This is a genomic window from Streptomyces sp. NPDC000594 (genome assembly GCF_040299965.1).
Taxonomy (GTDB): Bacteria; Actinomycetota; Actinomycetes; order Streptomycetales; family Streptomycetaceae; genus Streptomyces.
Map to the genome: position 1 here is coordinate 249,769 of NZ_JBEPCY010000007.1, position 17,971 is coordinate 267,739.

General features: G+C 73.0%; 11 protein-coding genes. 8 read left to right on the forward strand and 3 right to left on the reverse strand.

Going from position 1 to position 17,971, the window contains the following annotated elements; translation table 11 throughout:
* The first annotated feature begins 158 nt into the window (after positions 1–158).
* Positions 159–1,358: a hypothetical protein gene (locus ABT354_RS13845; RefSeq protein WP_351493056.1), complete on the forward strand. Its 1,200-nt coding sequence runs from the start codon at positions 159–161 to the stop codon at positions 1,356–1,358.
* Positions 1,359–1,451: 93 nt separating this feature from the next.
* Here the strand turns inward: ABT354_RS13845 and ABT354_RS13850 are convergent, their stop codons facing one another.
* Positions 1,452–2,726: a serine hydrolase domain-containing protein gene (locus ABT354_RS13850; RefSeq protein ID WP_351493058.1), complete on the reverse strand. Its 1,275-nt coding sequence runs from the start codon at positions 2,724–2,726 to the stop codon at positions 1,452–1,454.
* 282 nt (positions 2,727–3,008) lie between these two features.
* Between ABT354_RS13850 and ABT354_RS13855 the strand changes: the two genes are divergently transcribed.
* The 7 genes from ABT354_RS13855 (at position 3,009) to ABT354_RS13885 (ending at position 16,393) form a co-directional block, all read left to right on the forward strand.
* Complete coding sequence (locus tag ABT354_RS13855) at positions 3,009–3,332, forward strand: hypothetical protein (RefSeq protein WP_351493060.1); 324 nt, start codon at positions 3,009–3,011, stop codon at positions 3,330–3,332.
* A gap of 531 nt (positions 3,333–3,863) precedes the next feature.
* The gene (locus ABT354_RS13860; RefSeq protein WP_351493062.1) at positions 3,864–11,102 is read left to right on the forward strand and encodes a non-ribosomal peptide synthetase; all 7,239 of its coding nucleotides are present in this window, start codon (positions 3,864–3,866) and stop codon (positions 11,100–11,102) included.
* A 1-nt stretch (position 11,103) separates the two neighbouring features.
* Positions 11,104–12,321 (forward strand): FAD-dependent monooxygenase, encoded by a 1,218-nt coding sequence (locus ABT354_RS13865; RefSeq protein ID WP_351493064.1) that lies wholly within the window; start codon positions 11,104–11,106, stop codon positions 12,319–12,321.
* A gap of 227 nt (positions 12,322–12,548) precedes the next feature.
* Positions 12,549–13,127, forward strand: coding sequence for an HD domain-containing protein (locus ABT354_RS13870; RefSeq protein WP_351493065.1), 579 nt, complete (start codon positions 12,549–12,551; stop codon positions 13,125–13,127).
* 542 nt (positions 13,128–13,669) lie between these two features.
* A complete protein-coding gene (locus ABT354_RS13875) occupies positions 13,670–14,683 on the forward strand; it encodes an ABC transporter ATP-binding protein (RefSeq protein ID WP_502983406.1) in 1,014 nt (337 codons plus the stop codon).
* An 86-nt stretch (positions 14,684–14,769) separates the two neighbouring features.
* Positions 14,770–15,573: an ABC transporter permease gene (locus ABT354_RS13880; protein ID WP_351493067.1), complete on the forward strand. Its 804-nt coding sequence runs from the start codon at positions 14,770–14,772 to the stop codon at positions 15,571–15,573.
* Between the two features lie 4 nt (positions 15,574–15,577).
* Positions 15,578–16,393: an ABC transporter permease gene (locus ABT354_RS13885; RefSeq protein WP_351493069.1), complete on the forward strand. Its 816-nt coding sequence runs from the start codon at positions 15,578–15,580 to the stop codon at positions 16,391–16,393.
* A gap of 63 nt (positions 16,394–16,456) precedes the next feature.
* On the opposite strand, the gene ABT354_RS13890 is transcribed toward ABT354_RS13885, so the two are convergent.
* Both ABT354_RS13890 and ABT354_RS13895 read right to left on the reverse strand, forming a co-directional pair.
* Positions 16,457–17,653 (reverse strand): cytochrome P450, encoded by a 1,197-nt coding sequence (locus ABT354_RS13890; RefSeq protein ID WP_351493071.1) that lies wholly within the window; start codon positions 17,651–17,653, stop codon positions 16,457–16,459.
* Positions 17,650–17,889 (reverse strand): MbtH family protein, encoded by a 240-nt coding sequence (locus tag ABT354_RS13895; RefSeq protein ID WP_351493073.1) that lies wholly within the window; start codon positions 17,887–17,889, stop codon positions 17,650–17,652. The genes ABT354_RS13890 and ABT354_RS13895 overlap by 4 nt, the downstream gene beginning before the upstream one ends.
* Positions 17,890–17,971 lie beyond the last annotated feature (82 nt).

Sequence of the window (17,971 nt, forward strand, 5' to 3'; positions counted from 1 at the left end):
GCCGTCCTCCGATCACGTGATCAGGAACCACGTACGGCCGGTGCACGCTCAACAGTCCATACGGGCGCCCTCGCCCCGCGCCCGCCGCCGAGGCGTTCCGGGCGGGGCGGGCCCCCGATCGCGGTGTCCCAGGAATCGACCGACCCGGAAGGCTGACCGTGAGGAAGACCAACCCGTCCCGCCGTATCCCCCGTACCGTGCTCATCGCCTGTGTGGCCCTCACGGTGGCCGTGACCGGAGCCCCGGCACTCGCCGCCGGTCCCGTCTCCCCGGCCGAAACGGCCAAACCGGCGTGGCACATCTCCCAGCTGACCCCACACGCCTCGACGGCGGCCGCCACCACCCGTATCGACGCGCACACCACCTGGGTGTCGGGCATGCACCTCAGCGGCGGCAGCGGCGAGAACGGCTTCCGTCCGGCGATCTGGGAGCGGGACGACCGGGTGGGCAAGGGCTGGCGGGAGCTGCCGATCGACGCCTCCCCGCTCCATGACACCCGGTTCAACGACGTCGACGCCTCGGGCGGGGGGAACGCGCTGACCGTCGGTGACTACTCGGAGAAGGCCGGCGGCATCGTCACCCAGCGCCTCTCCGGCGGCAAGTGGCGTACCGTCATCGCTCCCTCCTCCCGGGACTCCGTCTCCAGCGGACTGCTCTCGGTGGAGTCGCTCTCCCCCCGCAACGGCTGGGCGGTCGGCTGGGACCAGATACCGTCGCCGGACGGATCCCGCCATGTGGGGCAGATCCAGCACTGGGACGGCCGGAAGTGGAGCAGGTCCGCCCTGCCGGATGTGGGCGAGGGGCCCGAGGGCGGCTGGCAGCTGACGGAGGTCGCGGCGCACAACAGCCGGAGCGTCTGGGCGGTGGGCGGCACCTTCAGCGCGGCCGGGGCGGAGCCCCTGGTGCTGCGGTACGACGGTGCCGCCTGGAAGAAGGTGACCCTTCCGGCCATCGGGGAGCGTGCCCAGCTCAACGCTGTCACCGCCGCGCCCGACGGCACGGTCTGGGCGGTCGGGGAGGTCGGCCCCCGGTTCGGTCCCTCGGCGGGGCTCGCCCTGCGGTACGACGGGAAGAAGTGGACCAGGGCCGCCCTGCCGCAGGGCACCGGCGCGTTGCAGTCGGTGACCTTCAGCAGGGGCGTGCCGGTGGTCCTCGCCCAGGCGGAGGACTGGACCCCGTCCGTGCTCCAGCGCGCCGGGAAGGGGTGGAAGCAGCTGGACCTCCCCACCACCGTCGGCGGCTCACGGCTCGCGGGGCTGAACATCTCCGGCCATGGCCGCACCCTTGATGTGGGGGGCGCTCTCATCGGCCCGAACGGCGAGGCCGGCCCGGCGGTGGTCCTGACCGCGCGGCGGTAGCGGGAGCGCCCGCCGCGCGGGCGGCGAGGCCGGGGCGCGGTTCGGCACGGGATCAGAAACGCGCCCCGGCCCGGCTCGGAGACGCGGCCCGGCTCAGGTGCCGCACAGCGTCCGCTCCAGCAGCCGCTGTACGGCCCCCTCCGCGCGGGCCAGCCGGTCGAATTCGGCGGTCTTGCCGCTGGCGGTGATCACGACCGATCGTTCGCCGTCCGTGGTGAACCCGGTCCTGATGGTGGTTCCGTCGAGGTCGCCGCCATGGCCCCAGCGGTCTCCCCCGCAGCCCAGGGGCTGTTTCATCAGCCCGAGCCCATAGCCGAGACCGGGCAGCAGTTCCCCGATCACCCCCTCGACCGGAACCGTACGGCGCATCTCGGCCAGCTGTGCGGGGGGCAGCAGCCGCCCCCGGAGCAGCGCGGTGTAGAAGCGGTCGAGATCGCCCCGGGTCGAGATCAGGGCTCCGGCGGCATCGGCGGAGGTCATATTGCGGTCCGTGGTGTCGGTCCAGCGGTCGGAGCCCCGGAACACATGGTAGGTACGGGCGTGGGGCCCCCGCAGATACGGGTCGTCGCCGGGGGCGCGGGTGCCGCGCAGGCCCAGTGGCCGGATGATCCGGCGTTCCACCTCCTCGGCCCAGGGGTTGCCGGTGGCCTTCTCCACGATCATCCCGGCGAGGAGATAGCCGGGGTTGGAGTAGTTCCAGCGGGGTGCGGGGTCGCCGGGCCGGGCGGGCGGGAAGTCGGGGCGGTGCCGCACGGCGTGGGCGACGGACTCCTCGGGGGCGATACGGTCGAAGCGGGTGCGCTGGAAGTCCTCTGCGGTGTCGCCGGTGATGTCGGTGTGGTCCCAGTTGTGGATGCCACTGGTGTGCTGGAGGAGATGGCGCAGGGTGATACGGCTGCCGTCGTTGCCATTGCCGTCGACCACTCCCGGCAGCCAGCGCTCGACCGTGTCGTCCAGGGAGAGCCGGCCCTCGGCGGCCAGTTGGAGGACGACGGTGGCGACAAAGGTCTTGGTGATGCTGGCCGCGCGGAACACGGTGCCCGGGGACTCGGGGCGGCCCGAGCCGAGGACCGCCTCGCCGGCGCTCGCCCGGACGCGGTCACGGCCGTGGCGCACCTCCACCGCGATGCCGACATAGCCGGCCTCCTGGAGGGTCTTCTCCAGCTCGCGGGTGAGCTGATCCCGGGTGAGGGGCGCGGTGCGGTGTCCGGCCGCGACGGCCTGCGGGACGGGTACGGACGGCGCCGGGGTGGCGGCCACGGGGGTGGCGACGGCACCGCCGGCGAGCGCGGTCGCCAGGGCGACCACGGCGACGGCGACGGCCGGGCGCGGCCGGGTCCTGGTCCTGTGGGGTTTCAGGGTGCTCATACCGACCACGGTGCCGGGCGGACGGCGGCCGGGCCAGGGGCCCAGCCCCCGTCCGGGGGTGTGTCCAGCCCCCGGTCACCCGACCGGAGTCATGACGCGGTCCGGATGCCCGACCGCTTCGACGACGACTCCGGCCGACCCGGCCGAGCCGACCGACCCGGCGCGGCACGGCACGGGAAGCCGTGCGGCGCGAAAACCCGGCGCGGGTCGATGACTTCATCCGCCATGTGACCGAAACTGGAGGCACACGGGGCGCCTGCCCCGTAGCGGGGAGACAGACGTATGACAGGAAGACCGGGCAAGGCGCTCGCCACCCTCGGCGCCGTCGCCGCGCTGGGCCTCATGATGCCGCAGCAGGCCCATGCCGCCACCGGACAGTTCACGTACCACACCCAGCCCGGGAACACCGCGCGGACCCTGACCGATCCCCGGGACGGCGACTGCTATCCGGTGGGGCGCAACGCCCGGGGCCGGGTCGTCAACAACACCGACCGCCGGGCGGTCCTCTATGTCGAGAAGAACTGCCGCCAGGCCACCGCGGAGGAGCTGGACCCCGGCCAGTGGGTCGACAACGCGGTCTTCATGTCGGTGCAGTTCACCGCCTGAGACCGCCTGAGACCGCCTGGAACATTCTGAGAGACCTTCTGAGACCGGCTGAGACCCGCTGAGACCGACGGCCCGCACGGCCCGCCGCCGCCCGCGCCACGGCGGCGCTCCTCCCCCGGGCGGTCCGCACGGATCAGCGGGAATCCGGCCATGTCCCGGGCGACCCCACTCCGCGGCACCTCTCCGCCGAGCCGGCGGTGGTCCGAGCGGAGCGCGCACGGCCCCCGGCTGCCCCACCGGGGACGCGGCCCCGGGATGCCGCGGACGGCACGTGCCACCGCGCGGGGGCGGACCGACGGGCGGGCGGGCAGGCCGCCGACGAGGACCGGACGCGGACCCGACGAGGACTCGTCCCGGCCCAAACAAGGCTTTAGTCGCCGCTGGTCAGCTGCGATTCCAGCCCCCACGGTCGCTCCCCCCACAGGCTCCGCACCGGCACGCTGGTGATTTCCGGCGGGATCTGCCGTGAGTCCGTCCGCCCCGGCACGCCCGTGCCGTGCGGTCGGGCGGACCATGACGGAAGGATCAGTTGTGGCACCGTGCCGCACATTTCCGCTCACCTCATACCAGCGGGACATCTGGGTCGCCGAGTCCCGGACACCGAACGATCCCCAGTACAACCTCATCCTCGACGAGCGGATCGACGGGACCGTCGACACCGGGGCACTGCGGGAGGCGCTGGCCCGGGTCCTGGGGCGGCACGACGCGTTACGGCTGCGCTTCGGTGAGGACGACGGAGTCCCGTTCCAGTGGATCGCGGACCCGGCGGAGGCCGCATCCGTCCAGTGGCTCGACCTCTCCGGCGAGGACGATCCGGCCGGGGCGTGGGACGCCTGGCGGGAGGCGTCCCTCTGGCGCCCGTTCCGGCTGCTGGAGGAGGCCCCGGTCATGGCGGCCGTGGTCCGGGAGAGCCCCACCGTGCTCCATGTCCATGTGAAGTTCCATCATCTCGCCGCGGACGGCTGGACGGCCAACGCGCTCGGCGTCGCCCTGTGGGAGACCTACGCCCTGCTCACCGGGGACCCGGACGCCCGACAACCCCAGGATCCGCCGGCCTCCTGGCGGGAGCTGGCGGACCGGGACACCGCCTACCGTGCCTCGCCCGCGTACGCGGAGGATCTGGCCTTCCACCGGGAGCGGCTGGCGGGGGTGGTCCCGGCGCTCTTCCCCCGGGGCGGCGGCACGGCGCTCTCGGGACCCGGCCGGCGCCATGTCCATCACACCTTCACCCTGGACGCCGCGCTGGTACGGGGGGCGCGCGAGCGGGGCGGCTCGCCCTTCGCGTATCTCACCGCCGCCCTCGCGGTGCTCCTGACCCGGCTGCACCGCTCCGACGAGGTGGTGCTCGGCGTCCCCTTCCTCAACCGGCCCTCCGCCGCCGAACGCGCCACCGCCGGACACTGCGCCAACAATCTGCCGCTGCGGATCCCGGTGCCCCAGGACGCCTCACTCGGCGCGCTCGCCGGGGCCGTCGGCGACCGGGTCCGGGAGCTGCGCGCCCATGAACGCCTCCCGCTCGGGGACATCCTGCGCGATCTGCCCGCCGACAGCGCCGGGGAGCGGCCGCTGTTCGATGTGAATGTGTCCTATCTGCGCTTCCCCCGCCCCGGGCCCCTGGCGGGGGCGGTACGGGACACCCTGCTCACCGCCCCGCTGCACGCGCGCAGCGTCATGATGGTGGGCATCACCTCCTACGAGGACGACTCCGACCTGCGGATCGACCTCTACTGCGCACGGGATGTCTTCGACGGCGATCTGCCCGGTGAGGCCCTGGGGCGGCAGCTCACCACCCTGCTCCGGGCGGGCCTGGCGGAGCCCGACCGGCCCGCCGTCGCCCTGCCGCTGCTGGACGGGGCGGACCGCGCCCGGGTCGTGCGGGCCCAGCAGGGGCCGACCGTGCCGTACCGCTCCACCACCCTGCACGCCCTGTTCGAGGAGCGGGCCGCGCGCACACCCGACCGTGCGGCGGTGACCTCGGCGGACGGCACCCGGCTCGGCTATGCCGAGCTGGACTCCCGCGCCAACCGGATCGCGCACGCGCTGCGCGGACACGGCATCGGCGCCGGGGACCGGGTCGCGGTGCTCCTGGAGCGCGGACCGCTCACCCTGCCCGCCCTGCTGGGGGTGCTCAAGTCCGGTGCCGCCTATGTCCCGGTCGACCCCGGGTACCCCGCCGAGCGGATCGCCTTCCTGCTCTCCGACAGCCGGGCGCGGGCGGTGCTCACCGGCCCGGCGATCCCGGCCGACCTGCCCGGCGATGTCCTCCCGCTCCGGGCGGACCTGTTCGCCGACGAGGGGCCCGACGGGCCCGTGGAACCGGTCGCCGGCCCCCATGACCTGGCCTATGTCATCTACACCTCCGGCTCCACCGGCCGCCCCAAGGGCGCCATGGTCGAGCACCACTCCGTCGTCAACCGGCTCGCCTGGATGCAGCGGCGCTATCCGCTCGGCCCCGGTGACACCCTGCTCCAGAAGACCCCGGTCTCCTTCGATGTCTCCGTCTGGGAGCTGTTCTGGTGGGCCGTGGAAGGCGCCGGTCTGGCACTTCTGGAGCCGGGTGGCGAGCGCGACCCGCGCACCATCCTGCGGACCGTCGCCGAACACGGCGTCTCCGTCCTGCACTTCGTCCCCTCCATGCTGGGCCCCTTCCTCGATCTGCTGGAGGAACGGCCCGGGCTGCGCGCCGAGGCGGCCGGGCTGCGGCAGGTCTTCTGCAGCGGCGAGGCCCTGCCGCCGGCCCGGGTCGAGCAGTTCGCCCGGGTCCTCGGCACCGCCGACGGCGGCGGGCCCCGGCTCACCAATCTGTACGGGCCGACCGAGGCCACCGTCGATGTGTCGTACCACGACTGCCCCACGGTGCCCGGCGAGCCGGTCCCCCGGGTGCCCATCGGACGCCCGGTCGACAACACCGGTCTCTACATCCTGGACCCGGCGGACCGGCTGCTGCCGCCCGGCTACCCCGGCGAACTCTGCGTCGGCGGGGTGCAGGTGGCCCGCGGCTATCTGGAGCGCCCCGGGCTGACCGAGGAGAAGTTCACCGACGACCCCTTCCGCCCCGGCGGCCGGATGTACCGCACCGGGGACCTCGCCCGGCTGCTCGCCGACGGGTCGATCGAGTATCTGGGCCGTATCGACGGACAGGTGAAGATCCGGGGCAACCGGGTCGAGCTGGGTGAGGTGCAGAGCGCCCTCACCGCCCTGCCCGGGGTGCGGGACGCGGTCGTGGTCGACCTCCGGGACGAGCCGCGCGGCGTCCGGCTCGCCGCCTACTGCGTCACCGACGAGGAGCTGGACCCGGCGGCCCTGCGCGCCGAACTCGGCCGCGGTCTGCCGGAGTACATGATCCCGGCGCACTTCCTGCGGATCGACGCCGTCCCGCTCACCCCCAACGGCAAGGCCGACCGGCGCGCCCTGCCCGCCCCGGACGCCGGGGCGGCCACCGGCCCGCACCCGTACACCGCGCCGCGCGACGCCACCGAGGAGACGCTGGCCGCCGTCTGGGGTGAGGTACTCGGCGCCGGGCGGGTCGGTGTCCACGACGACTACTTCGCCCTCGGCGGCGACTCGATCCTCATGCTGCGCGTCCGTGCGCTGGCGGCGCGGCGGGGGTTCCACTTCGATCTGAGCGACCTGGTCCGCAACCCCACCGTCGCGGCGCTGGCACCGCTCACCAAGGCCGCCCCGGTGACCGGTCCCGATGCGGTACGGGAAACCGAGCCCGCGCCGTTCGCGCTGGTCTCCCGGGTGGACCGGGCCCGTCTCCAGGGCCGTCAGGACGCCGTCCCGGTCAGCCGTCTCCAGCTGGGCCTGATCTACCACAGCGTGGCCGAGCAGGATTCGGCCGTCTACCGGGACGTGTTCCGCTACAGCTTCGGCCTGCGCTGGGACGAGGCCTCCTTCACCTCGGCGTACGACCTGCTCACCACCCGCCATCCGGTGCTGCGCTCCTCCTTCGACCTGGGGGGCCTCTCCGAGCCGATGCGGATCGTGCACCCGGAGGTGGACCGCGCCCGCGCCCTGAGCGTGGTGGATCTGCGGTCGGCCGGAGCGCCGGAGGCGGAGGCGGCCATCGCCGCCCATGTGGAGGAGCGCCGCCGCTTCCCCTATGTCTTCGACCGGCCGCCCCTGCACCATCTGCGGGTCCATCCACTGCCGGAGAGCGTGGAGCTGGTGTTCAGCTTCCATCACGCCCTCCTGGACGGCGGCAGCGTCGCCACCCTGGTCCAGGAGCTGCTCCAGGACTATGTCCATCTGCTCGGCGGCGAGGTGCCCGCCGTCTGTGACGCCCCGCGGGTCGCGGCGGCCCACCACATCCTGGCCGAGCGGGAGGCGCTGCGCTCCGAGGAGGCGCGGGCCTACTGGACCGGGCGGCTGACCGGGGCGCCGCCCGCCCTGCCGACCGCCTTCCGGCCGCATGAGTCCCCCGGTGACAGGGAACAGATCACCCGCCGGGTCGACCTGCCGGAGGACCTCACCGCCGCCGTGCGCGCGTTCTCCCGTACCCACACCCTGCCCGTGAAGTCGGTGCTGTTCGCGGCGCATGTGCTGGTGCTGCGGCTGTTCTCCGGGAGCGCCGATGTGGTCACCGGTCTGGTGACGCACGGCCGCCCGGACCGGGAGGGCGCCGAGCGGATGACCGGGCTGTTCCTCAACACCCTGCCGATCCGGGTCGCCCCCGGTGAGGGGGACGGGAGCTGGCTGGAGGCGGTGCGCGAGGCGTTCCGGCAGGAGCAGGAGAGTCACCCGTACCGCCGCTATCCGCTCAGCGCCATCCAGGAGGACCTGGGCCGGCCGGTGCTGGACACCGCCTTCAACTACATCCACTTCCGCCAGCTCACGGAGGTACGGGCGCTGCCGGGCGTCCGGATGCTGGACTTCCGCACCTGGGAGGAGACCAACTTCGCCCTGCTGGTGAACGCGGTGACCGACCCGGGCGACCGGAGTCTGTGGCTGCGGGTGGACCACGCGGCGCGGATCTTCACCCCGGACCAGGCCGAGCTGTACGGGACGACCTTCCTCCGAGTGCTGCGCCGGGTCGTGGAACACCCTCAGGAGCCGGTCGGTTTCACCTTCCTCGCCGCCCCGGTGGACGGGGTGCGGGGGCGGGCCACTCCGGGCACCCCCGATGTGGTGCGGGCCTTCGCCGCGCGGGTGGCCCGGTCGCCGGAGGCGGTCGCGGTGGTGCACGGCGGGCGCCGGTGGAGCTATGCCGAGCTGGACGCGGTGGCCGACCGGGCCGCCCGGCGGCTGCGGGCGCTGGGCGCGGGGCCGGGGAGCCGGGTGGGGGTCGCGCTGGGCCGCGCGCCGGAGACCGTCGCGGTCCTCCTCGGGGTACTGCGGGCCGGGGCCGCGGTGGTGCCGCTGGATCCCTCGTATCCGCAGGAGCGCCTCGCGGACATGATCGGGCAGGCGCGCCCGGTGACGGTGGTCACCCGGTCCGCACGGGACGGCGGGGAGCCGGGCACCGGCCGGATCACGGTCACCGAACTCCTGGACGGGAGCGACCCGGCCGGGGCCGGTGGGCCGGGGACGGAACCGCTGCCGGGGGCGACCGGGGACGGGGTGGCGTACATCCTGTTCACCTCCGGCTCGACCGGGGTGCCCAAGGGCGTCGAGATGCCCCACCGCTCCCTGGCCTCCCTGGTCGCCTGGCAGAACCGCCTCCCCAGCGGGGTCGTCGGCGGGGTCACCCTCCAGTACGCGCCGCTCAGCTTCGATGTGTCGTTCCAGGAGATCTTCTCCACGCTCTGCGGCGGGGGCACCCTGCTGCTGGTCTCCGAGGAGGAGCGCCGGGACCCGCGCACCCTGCTGCGGCTGCTGGACCGGGAACGGGTGGAGCGGCTGTATCTGCCCTATGTGGCGCTCCAGCAGCTCGCCGAGACCGCGCGGGCGCTGGGCACCGTACCGAGGTCGCTCAAGGCGGTCCTCTCCTCCGGTGAGCAGCTGCGGGTCACCGATGAGATCCGGGCGCTCTGCGCGGCGGTGCCGGGGCTGTTGCTGGAGAATCAGTACGGGCCCACCGAGTCGCATGTGGTCACCCGGTACACGATGACCGGCGACCCGGCCGCCTTCCCCGCGCTGCCGCCGATCGGCACCCCCGTCGACGGGGCCGAGGTGCTGGTGCTCGACCGGTCGATGCGGCCGGTGCCGGCGGGGGTCACGGGCGAGCTGTATCTGGGCGGGGTCTGTCTCGCGGACGGCTACACGGGCCGTCCGGATCTGACCGGGGAGCGGTTCGTCCCGCACCCGTGGGGCGGGCCCGAGGACCGGCTGTACCGCACGGGTGACCTCGGTTTCGCGCTGCCGGACGGTTCGCTGGTCTGCGCGGGCCGGGTGGACTCGCAGGTGAAGGTGCGCGGCTTCCGGGTGGAGCCCGCCGAGGTGGAGATCGCGATCACCCGGTTCGCGGACGACCATCCCGGGATCGTGGAGGCGGCGGTCGTGGCCCGGGGGCGGGAGGGGCATGACTCCTTCCTGGCGGCGTACCTCGTCGGCGACCCGGACGGGGCCGATCCGGAGCAGCTGCTGAAGCAGTTGCGTTCGGTGCTGCCGGAGTATCTGGTGCCCACCCATGTCCAGTGGGTGGCGGCGCTGCCGCTGACGCCGAGCGGCAAGCGGGACGACGCGGCGCTGCGCGGGCTCCCCCTGGTGTCCGCCGTGACGGGGGCCTCGGAGGGCGCCGTACCGCCCCGGGACGCCTATGAGAAGGCCCTGGTGGAGATGGTCGGGGAGCTGCTGGGGCTGCCCGCCGTGGGGGTGTACGACAACCTCTTCGGCCTCGGTGCCACCTCGCTGACCGCGATGCGGCTGGTGGTGCTGATCGAGCAGCGGTACGGGGTGGGGGTGCCGCTGTCGGAGTTCGTGGCGGCGCCCACGGTCGCGGCGCTGGCCGCCCGGCTGCGGGGCGGTGAGGCGGTGCGGGTCTTCGACCCGCTGGTGCCGCTGCGGCCCGGCGACGAGCGGCAGCCGCTCTTCCTGGTCCATCCGATGGGCGGGAATGTCCTGTGCTACGTGCGGTTCGCGGCCCATCTGCCACCGGGGCGGGCCTGTTACGCGCTCCAGGCGGCGGGGGTGGAGGCGGGTACGGAGCCCCGGCGCACCCTGGAGGAGATCGCGGCGGGTTATGTGGAGCGGATCCGGCGGGTGCAGCCCGAGGGCCCGTATCTGATCGCGGGCTGGTCCTTCGGCGGGTTCGTGGCGTTCGAGATGGCGCGGCAGCTGCGGGCGGCGGGGCAGGAGATCGGGCGGCTGATCCTGCTGGACACCACCGCCCTCAATCCGGGGGAGCGGCCGGACACCAGCGACGAGGCGCTGCTGGGCTGGTTCTTCTGGGAGTTGCTGTGGCTGCGGCGCGGCGGCGACTCGCCCCAGGAGGTGCTGCCGCCGGAGCTGACCACGCTGGAGGAGAAGTTCGCCTTTGTCGCCCGGCTGGCGACGGAGGAGGGTGTCCTGCCCGAGGGGGCGACCGGCGCGGTGGTGCGCCGGCTGTTCCAGGTGTACGAGGCGAACTGGCGGGCGGCGTCGGCGTACCGGCCCGAGGCGGTGGACCAGGACATGGCGCTGGTGCACGCGATGGAGCCGCTGCCCGCCGTCCTGGACACCATGCACACCGCCGCGAGGACCCTGCACCGGGATCCGGCCAATGGGTGGCGGGAGCGCACCCAGGGGGAGCTGACCGTGGTCGACGTTCCGGGTGACCATTTGACGATCATGGAGGATCCGCAGGTCGCGGAGGTCGCCCGGGTCGTCGTCGAACTGATCGGAGAGTGAGATGAGCAGGCGCAGAGCCCTGGTCGTCGGCGCGGGCATCGGCGGTCTGACGGCCGCCGCCGCCCTGCGGGACGCGGGCTGGGATGTCGAGGTGTTCGAGCGGGCGACCCGGCTGCGGGCCGCCGGGTCGGGTCTGTCGGTGATGAGCAACGCCATCGCGGCGCTCTCCTCGGCCGGGCTGGACCTCCGGCTGGACGAGCGCGGCGAGGTGCTGCGCTCGTACCATGTGAGGACTCCCCGGGGGCGGTTGATCCGGGAGTTCCCCTTCCCCGAGATCATCGGCAGGCTGGGGGTGCCGAGTGTGCTGATCACCCGCTCCGCCCTCCAGGAGGCGCTGTTGGAGGCGGCCGACGGGATCCCCATCCGGCTGGGCGCCGCCGCCGAGGAGTTCACGACGGACCCGTCGACCGGGAAGGTGACGGTCCGTTTCACCGACGGGAGCGGGACCACCGGGGACGTCCTGATCGGTGCCGACGGCTTCAACTCGGCGGTCCGGCGGGGGCTGGTGGGTCCCGACGAGCCCTCCCGGGACAGCGGCTATGTCTGCTGGCTGGCCCTCACCCCCTATCGGCACCCCGGCTTTCCGCCCGGCTCGGTCATCCACTACTGGGGCAGCGGGCGGCGCTTCGGCCTGGTCGACATGGGCGGCGGGCTGCTCTACTGGTGGGGTACGCGGAACATGCCCACCGGGCTCTCCCATGACTGGCGGGGCACCAAGGCGGATGTGGCCCGGGAGTTCGCGGGGTGGGCCGACGAGGTCCGGCATGCCATCGAGGTCACCGACGAGGACGCGATCCTGGCGGTGCCGTCCCGGGACCGGACCTTCCTGGAGCGCTGGGGGCGCGGCCCGGTCACCCTGCTCGGGGACGCCGCGCATCCCATGCTCACCAGTCTGGGGCAGGGCTCCGGGCTGGCGATCGAGGACGCGGTGGTGCTCGCCCGGCATCTGCGCGGCGCCGGGGACGTGGCGGCGGCGCTGCGGGCGTACGAGGACGAACGGCGGGAGCGCACCCGGATGATGGTGGCCGCGTCGCGTTCGCTGAGCGACCTCGAACAGGCGGAGAACCCGCTCCGGCGGCCGCTGCGGGACGCGTGGTTCCGGCTGGTGCCCCGGCGCAGGCTCACGGCGCTGCTGGAGGGCGGGCTGACCTTCCCGCCCGCGCCCCGGGGAAGGGTGGCGGAGAGCCGGTCGCCCCGGCCGGTCCCCGGCGCCGGGTGACACCGCCGGGCCCGGCGGGAGGGCGGGTCGGCGGGACGGTGGGACGGGCGGATGGCGGGATGTGACGGGTACCGGCGGGTGACGGGGATCCGGTGCGGGCGGTTCAACGGGGTCCTGTGGGGATCCTCACCCGACCGGGCCCCGGGGGCGGGCCGTGCGGACGGGTGGGGGCGGGCGGCGGCTGCCGCCCGCCCGGACCCCGACCGTTCTCTTCTCCGGAGGTATCCGTGCGCCGTCCCGCTCCGCCGACCACGGGCCAGGAACCGGCCGTCACCCTCCTCGCACCGGCCCGCCACGGCCTCGCCCGGCCGCCGGGCCCGGCCCGCGAACACCACCGGCGGACCGCCGGCGGCGGGCCCCGGAGATGGAGCCTCGTGGAGGTCGAGGCCGCCGCCCGGCTGGCGCACGCCGGGCACACCGACCGGACGGGACGGCCCTATCTGGAGCACATCGTGGCCGTGGCCGAGGGGGTCCGGGCCCGGGGCGGCAGCGCCGAACAGCTCGCGGCGGGCTGGCTGCACGACACCGTGGAGCACCACCGGGTCCCGCTGCGCTGGCTGCACGCGGCGCCGCTGCCACGGTCGGTGAAGGACATGGTGATCGCGCTCACCCGGGGCGACGAGGAGGATCTGGAGTCCTATGTGGGACGGATCCGGGCCACTCCGGGCGCGCCGCTCGTGAAGGCGGCGGATCTGGCGAGCAATACCGACCCGGCCCGGCTCGCCGCGCTGGACGCTCCGACCCGGGAGCGGCTCACCGAGAAGTACGCGCGCACCTGGGCCCTGTTGGGCCCGCTCCCCCGGTAGCCGCCCCCCACGATCACTTCTGCCGGGTGCTCCTTTCCGCCTGTCGTGTGGGGTCCGGCGCCCGCGCCCCCCGGCCCTCGGTGCCGGGGGGCGCTTCGGGGTGCCCCGGGCGCCGACCACCGGGTGATCACCGCCGCCGCGCCCTCCCCCGTACCCTCCGGCAGGCCCCCCAACAGGCCCTTCCCCGGCCGTTCTTCGCCCCGGACCTCGGTGACCACGGGAAATTCCCTGGCCGGGAGCGCGGCCCCTGGATAGGGTCCGAACTCCCGGACAGCCGCACGGGCGGCTGCCACGGCCCGAGGGCGATTCCATGAACTGCCGGTACGCGACGACGAATCCGTGGTGCGTGACCGGGCGCCGGGCCCCGCACACGGGTTGCTGAGCCGGGACACCCTCCCTTTCGCCGCCCTCGGGTGCGCCCTCTGCCGTACCGCCCCTCCCCGTCACTTCACTTCTGTCACTTCACTTCTGTCACTTCACTTCTGTTGCTCCACTGCTGTCGCTTCAGTCACTCCTGCCCCACCGCCCTTCCTGGAGGTTGTGTGTCCGCATTGATCAGCGTCGACGGCTTGGTGAAGGAATTCCGGAGGGTCCGGCCGCACCCGGGCCGGCTGGGTGCCGTACGGACCCTCTTCACCCGCCAGTACGACGTTACGCGCGCGGTCGACGGCATCTCCTTCTCCGTCGACGAGGGCGAACTCGTCGGCTATCTCGGCCCCAACGGCGCCGGCAAGAGCACCACCATCAAGATGATGACCGGGATCGTCCTGCCGACCGGGGGCACCGTCCGGGTCCGGGGACTCGACCCCTGGAAGGACCGCCCGCGCAACGCCGCCCAGATGGGCGTCGTCTTCGGCCAGCGCACCCAGCTCTGGTGGGATCTGCCGCTACGGGATTCGTTCCGGCTGGTCGGCGCCATCTACGGGGTGTCGCCCGCCGACTACCGCACCAGCCTGGACCGCTTTGTCGACCTGCTGGACATGGGGGAGTTCATCGACCGCCCGGTGCGCCAGCTCAGCCTGGGCCAGCGGATGCGCGGGGATCTCGCCGCCGCCATGCTGCACCGGCCCCGGGTGGTCTATCTGGACGAGCCGACGATCGGTCTGGATGTGATGGCGAAGGACCGGATGCGGGACTTCGTGGAGGAGACCGCACAGGCCGGTGAGACGACGATCGTCCTCACCACCCACGATCTCGCCGATGTCGAGCGGCTCTGCCCCCGGATCATCCTGATCGACCACGGCCGGGTCCTCTACGACGGGGACGTCCAGGGCCTCAAGACGACCTATGCCACCCACCGGGAGCTGGTCGTCCAGCTCGCCCCCGACGAGACCACCGGCCGGGTGCCCGCCGTCCTGGCCGAGCATGTCCTCGGGGCGGAGATCACGGCACAGGAACAGGGCCAGGTCCGCATCCGGTTCGAGGCGTCCCGGATCGCCGTCCAGCACCTCATCGACTCCGTCAACCGGAACTACCCGGTGCGCGACCTGTCCATCGTCGAGCCCGATCTGGAGGGCGTGGTGCGCCGGATCTACAGCGAGGACCTCGCCCCGTGACCCCGGACCCCGTGACCCCGGACGCCGTGCCTCCGAGCCCCGTCACCCCGGACCCCGTGAGCCAGAGCCCCGTAAGTCCGAAGCCCATGACCCCGCTCGCCCCCGGACTGCGCCGGATCGTCGCCGCCCGGGTGCGAACGGCGCTGACCTACCGTCAGAACGTCCTGCTGCTCCAGCTGATCGTCATCCTCAACATCTTCATCCTCTCCCGGCTCTGGACGACCCTCTTCGAGGGCCGGGAGACGATCGACGGGATGACCCTGCACGCCTTCCTCGTCTATCTCACCGTCGTCAATCTGCAGAGCTGGGTGTTCACCGACTTCACGGTGAACGAGTACATCTATCGACGGGTGCGCACCGGGGAGATCGTCTTCGATCTCATCCGGCCGGCCGGCTTCGTCCCGCAGCTGCTGGCGCACATGGCCGGGTCCCATCTCTTCATGGGGCTCTCGGTGGTGGCCACCCTGCCGGTCGTCATGGTCGTCGGAACCGTCGACACCCCCGCCTCCGCGAGCGCTCTCGCCCTCTATGTGCCGGCCCTGCTGCTCGGGTACGTCATCGCGCTGCTGCTGGCCCTGCTGCTGTCCCTGGTGGCCTTCTGGACGGTGGAGACCAGCGGGTTCACCGTGCTCTACCGGCTGATCAACCAGTTCTTCGCGGGCACGATGCTCCCCGTCTCGCTCTTCCCCGAACCGCTGCGGATCCTCGCCGGGCTGCTGCCCTTCCAGAGCACGGGCTATGTCCCCGCCGCCCTCTACGTCGGCAGGCTGGAGGGCGCGGAGGCGCTGCGGGCACTGGCCGTCCAGGGCCTGTGGGTCCTGCTTCTCACCCTGGCCACCGTGACGGTCTGGCACCGCGCACGGCGGCGGCTCTCGGTCCAGGGAGGCTGACCGCATGAACCGAACACCCCGACAGTCCCTCTCGCTCTACTGGACGCTCCAGAAGGCGGCGCTGCGCGCGGAGACCGGCTACCGGTTCAACTTCGTGCTCCTCGTCTTCATGGGCATCGTCTACCAGGGCAGCGGAATCGCCTTCATCTGGGTGGTGCTGAGCCGCTTCGACGCGATCGGCTCCTGGACCTTCTCGGATGTGGCCTTCCTCTACTCCCTGCGGCTGCTGGCGCATGCCGTCTGGGTCGTCCCGTTCAACCAGCTGAGCGTCCTGGACATCATGGTCCGGGAGGGGCGCTTCGACATCTATCTGATGCGTCCGGTGAACCCGCTGATCCAGGTCATCACCACCCGGGCGCGGATGAACACCCTCGGCGACGTCATCACCGGTGTCACCCTGTTCGCCTTCGCCCTGCCGGCGGCGGATGTCGACTGGACCCCGGTGAAGGCGCTCTATCTCGTCCTCGCGGTCCTCGGCGGCGCGGCGGCGGAGGGCGCGGTGGTGCTGGCGCTCTCGGCGCTCTGCTTCCGCTTCCTGGAGACCCGGTCGGCGCACATGCTGACGGACAATGTCTTCCTGCTCTTCGGCTCCTATCCGCTGCATATCTTCGGCACGGCGACGACCTGGCTGCTCACCTGGACGGTGCCGGTCGCGTTCGTCGCCTACATACCGGCGAGTGTCCTGCTGGGGCGCACCGGGGAACTGCCCCTCCCGGCCGTCCTGGCCTGGGCGGCACCTGTGGTGGGCTTCCTCTGGCTGTACGCCGCCTATCTGGTCTGGGTACGGCAGATGCGCCACTACCAGAGCACCGGCAGCTGACCCGGCCGCCGGGGGTCCGGGAAGCGGTCCCCCGGCCCCCCGGCTCCCGGCCGCCGCCTCCGGCTACCAGACGACGGGCAGCGCCAGCAGGCTGCGTACCTGCATGCCGTCCTTCCACTCCAGCGACTGGGTGGGAACGGCGCAGCGGACGCCGGGCAGACGGGTCAGCAGCGTGTCGAAGGCCACCTGGAGTTCCAGCCGGGCCAGCGGCGCGCCGAGGCAGCGGTGGATGCCGTAGCCGAGGCCCAGATGGGGATTGTGCTCCCGGGTGATGTCGAAGCGGTCGGCGTGGGGGAAGACGGCCTCGTCGCGGTTGGCCGAGGGGATGGCGGGCAGGACGGACTCCCCCGCGCGGACCAGGGTGCCGCTCAGCTCCACGTCCTCGGTGGCGTAGCGGGCGAAGGTCACATGGGAGATCAGCGGGACATAGCGCAGGGTCTCCTCCACCGCGCGGGGCAGCAGGGAACGGTCCCCGCGCAGCGCGTCCAGCTGTTCCGGGTGGGTGAAGAGGGCGTAGAAGGAGTCGATGAGCTGCGAGGAGACCGTCTCGTGCCCGGCGATGAGCAGCACGCTCGCCAGCTCCGTCAACTCCTTCGGGGAGAGCCGCTCCTCCTCGTCGCTGGCCTTGACCATGGCGCTGAGCAGGTCGTCCTGGGGCGTGGCGCGCCGGGTGACGACCAGGTCGCCGATGTAGTCGTACAGCCGCTGGGTGTCCCGTTCGATCTCCTCCTCCGTCATCACGGTGGTGGCGGAGAAGGCGTCGAGCCAGCCCCGGAAGCGCTCGCGGTCCTCGAACGGGACACCGAGCAGATCGCAGATGACGGTGGCGGCGTAGGGGACGGCGAAGTCCTCCATGAGGTCCCCGGGCATGCCCTGGGCGACGATGGCGTCGATCAGCCGCTCGGCCTCCCGCTCGACGCGCGGGCGCAGCAGTTCGACCCGGCGCATGGTGAAGACCCGGGAGAGGAGCCGGCGGAGCCGGGTGTGGTCCGGGGGGTCCATGCCGAGGATGCTGGTGTGGATGGGGAGCGGGGTGAGCCGGGACTCGTCGTGGTCGGCGGCGCGGGCGCGGCTGAAGCGGGGGTCCCCGAGGATGGTCTTCATGTCCGCGTGCCGGGTGACCAGCCAGGCGTCCTCGCCGTAGGGGCAGCTGACCCTCGGTACGGGCTCCTCGGCGCGGAGGATGCCGTAGAGCGGGTCGACCTCAAGGGCCACCGCTTCGGAGAAGGGGTACTTCCGGGGGGACGGCGCGTCGCTCACTGGGACAGCTCCTTCGTGTACCGATGGTGGTGGGCGATGAGGCTCTGGGGGCGCATATCGGTCCAGTGCTCCTCGACATAGGCGAGGCAGTGCGGGCGGGGGGCGGGGCCGCAGACGGTCCGCCAGCCGTCCGGGACCGGGGTGCGGGTGGGCCAGAGGCTGTACTGGCCCTCGTCGTTGACCAGGACGAGAGAGCTGCGCTCGGGGTCGGCGGAGTCCTTGCGGGGACGGGTCACGGGTGGGCGCCTTCCGTCGGGAGGTGGGAGGCCGGTGCCGGGACGGCGGTATCGGGGGCCGGTGCCGGGGACGCGGTGTCAG

Bases quoted from the DNA above. Each gene is read 5' to 3' on its own strand.
- ABT354_RS13865 (WP_351493064.1), top strand. From the start codon at position 11,104: ATGAGCAGGCGCAGAGCCCTGGTCGTCGGCGCGGGCATCGGCGGTCTG.
- ABT354_RS13885 (WP_351493069.1), top strand. From the start codon at position 15,578: ATGAACCGAACACCCCGACAGTCCCTCTCGCTCTACTGGACGCTCCAG.
- ABT354_RS13850 (WP_351493058.1), bottom strand. From the start codon at position 2,726: ATGAGCACCCTGAAACCCCACAGGACCAGGACCCGGCCGCGCCCGGCC.
- ABT354_RS13880 (WP_351493067.1), top strand. From the start codon at position 14,770: ATGACCCCGCTCGCCCCCGGACTGCGCCGGATCGTCGCCGCCCGGGTG.
- ABT354_RS13855 (WP_351493060.1), top strand. From the start codon at position 3,009: ATGACAGGAAGACCGGGCAAGGCGCTCGCCACCCTCGGCGCCGTCGCC.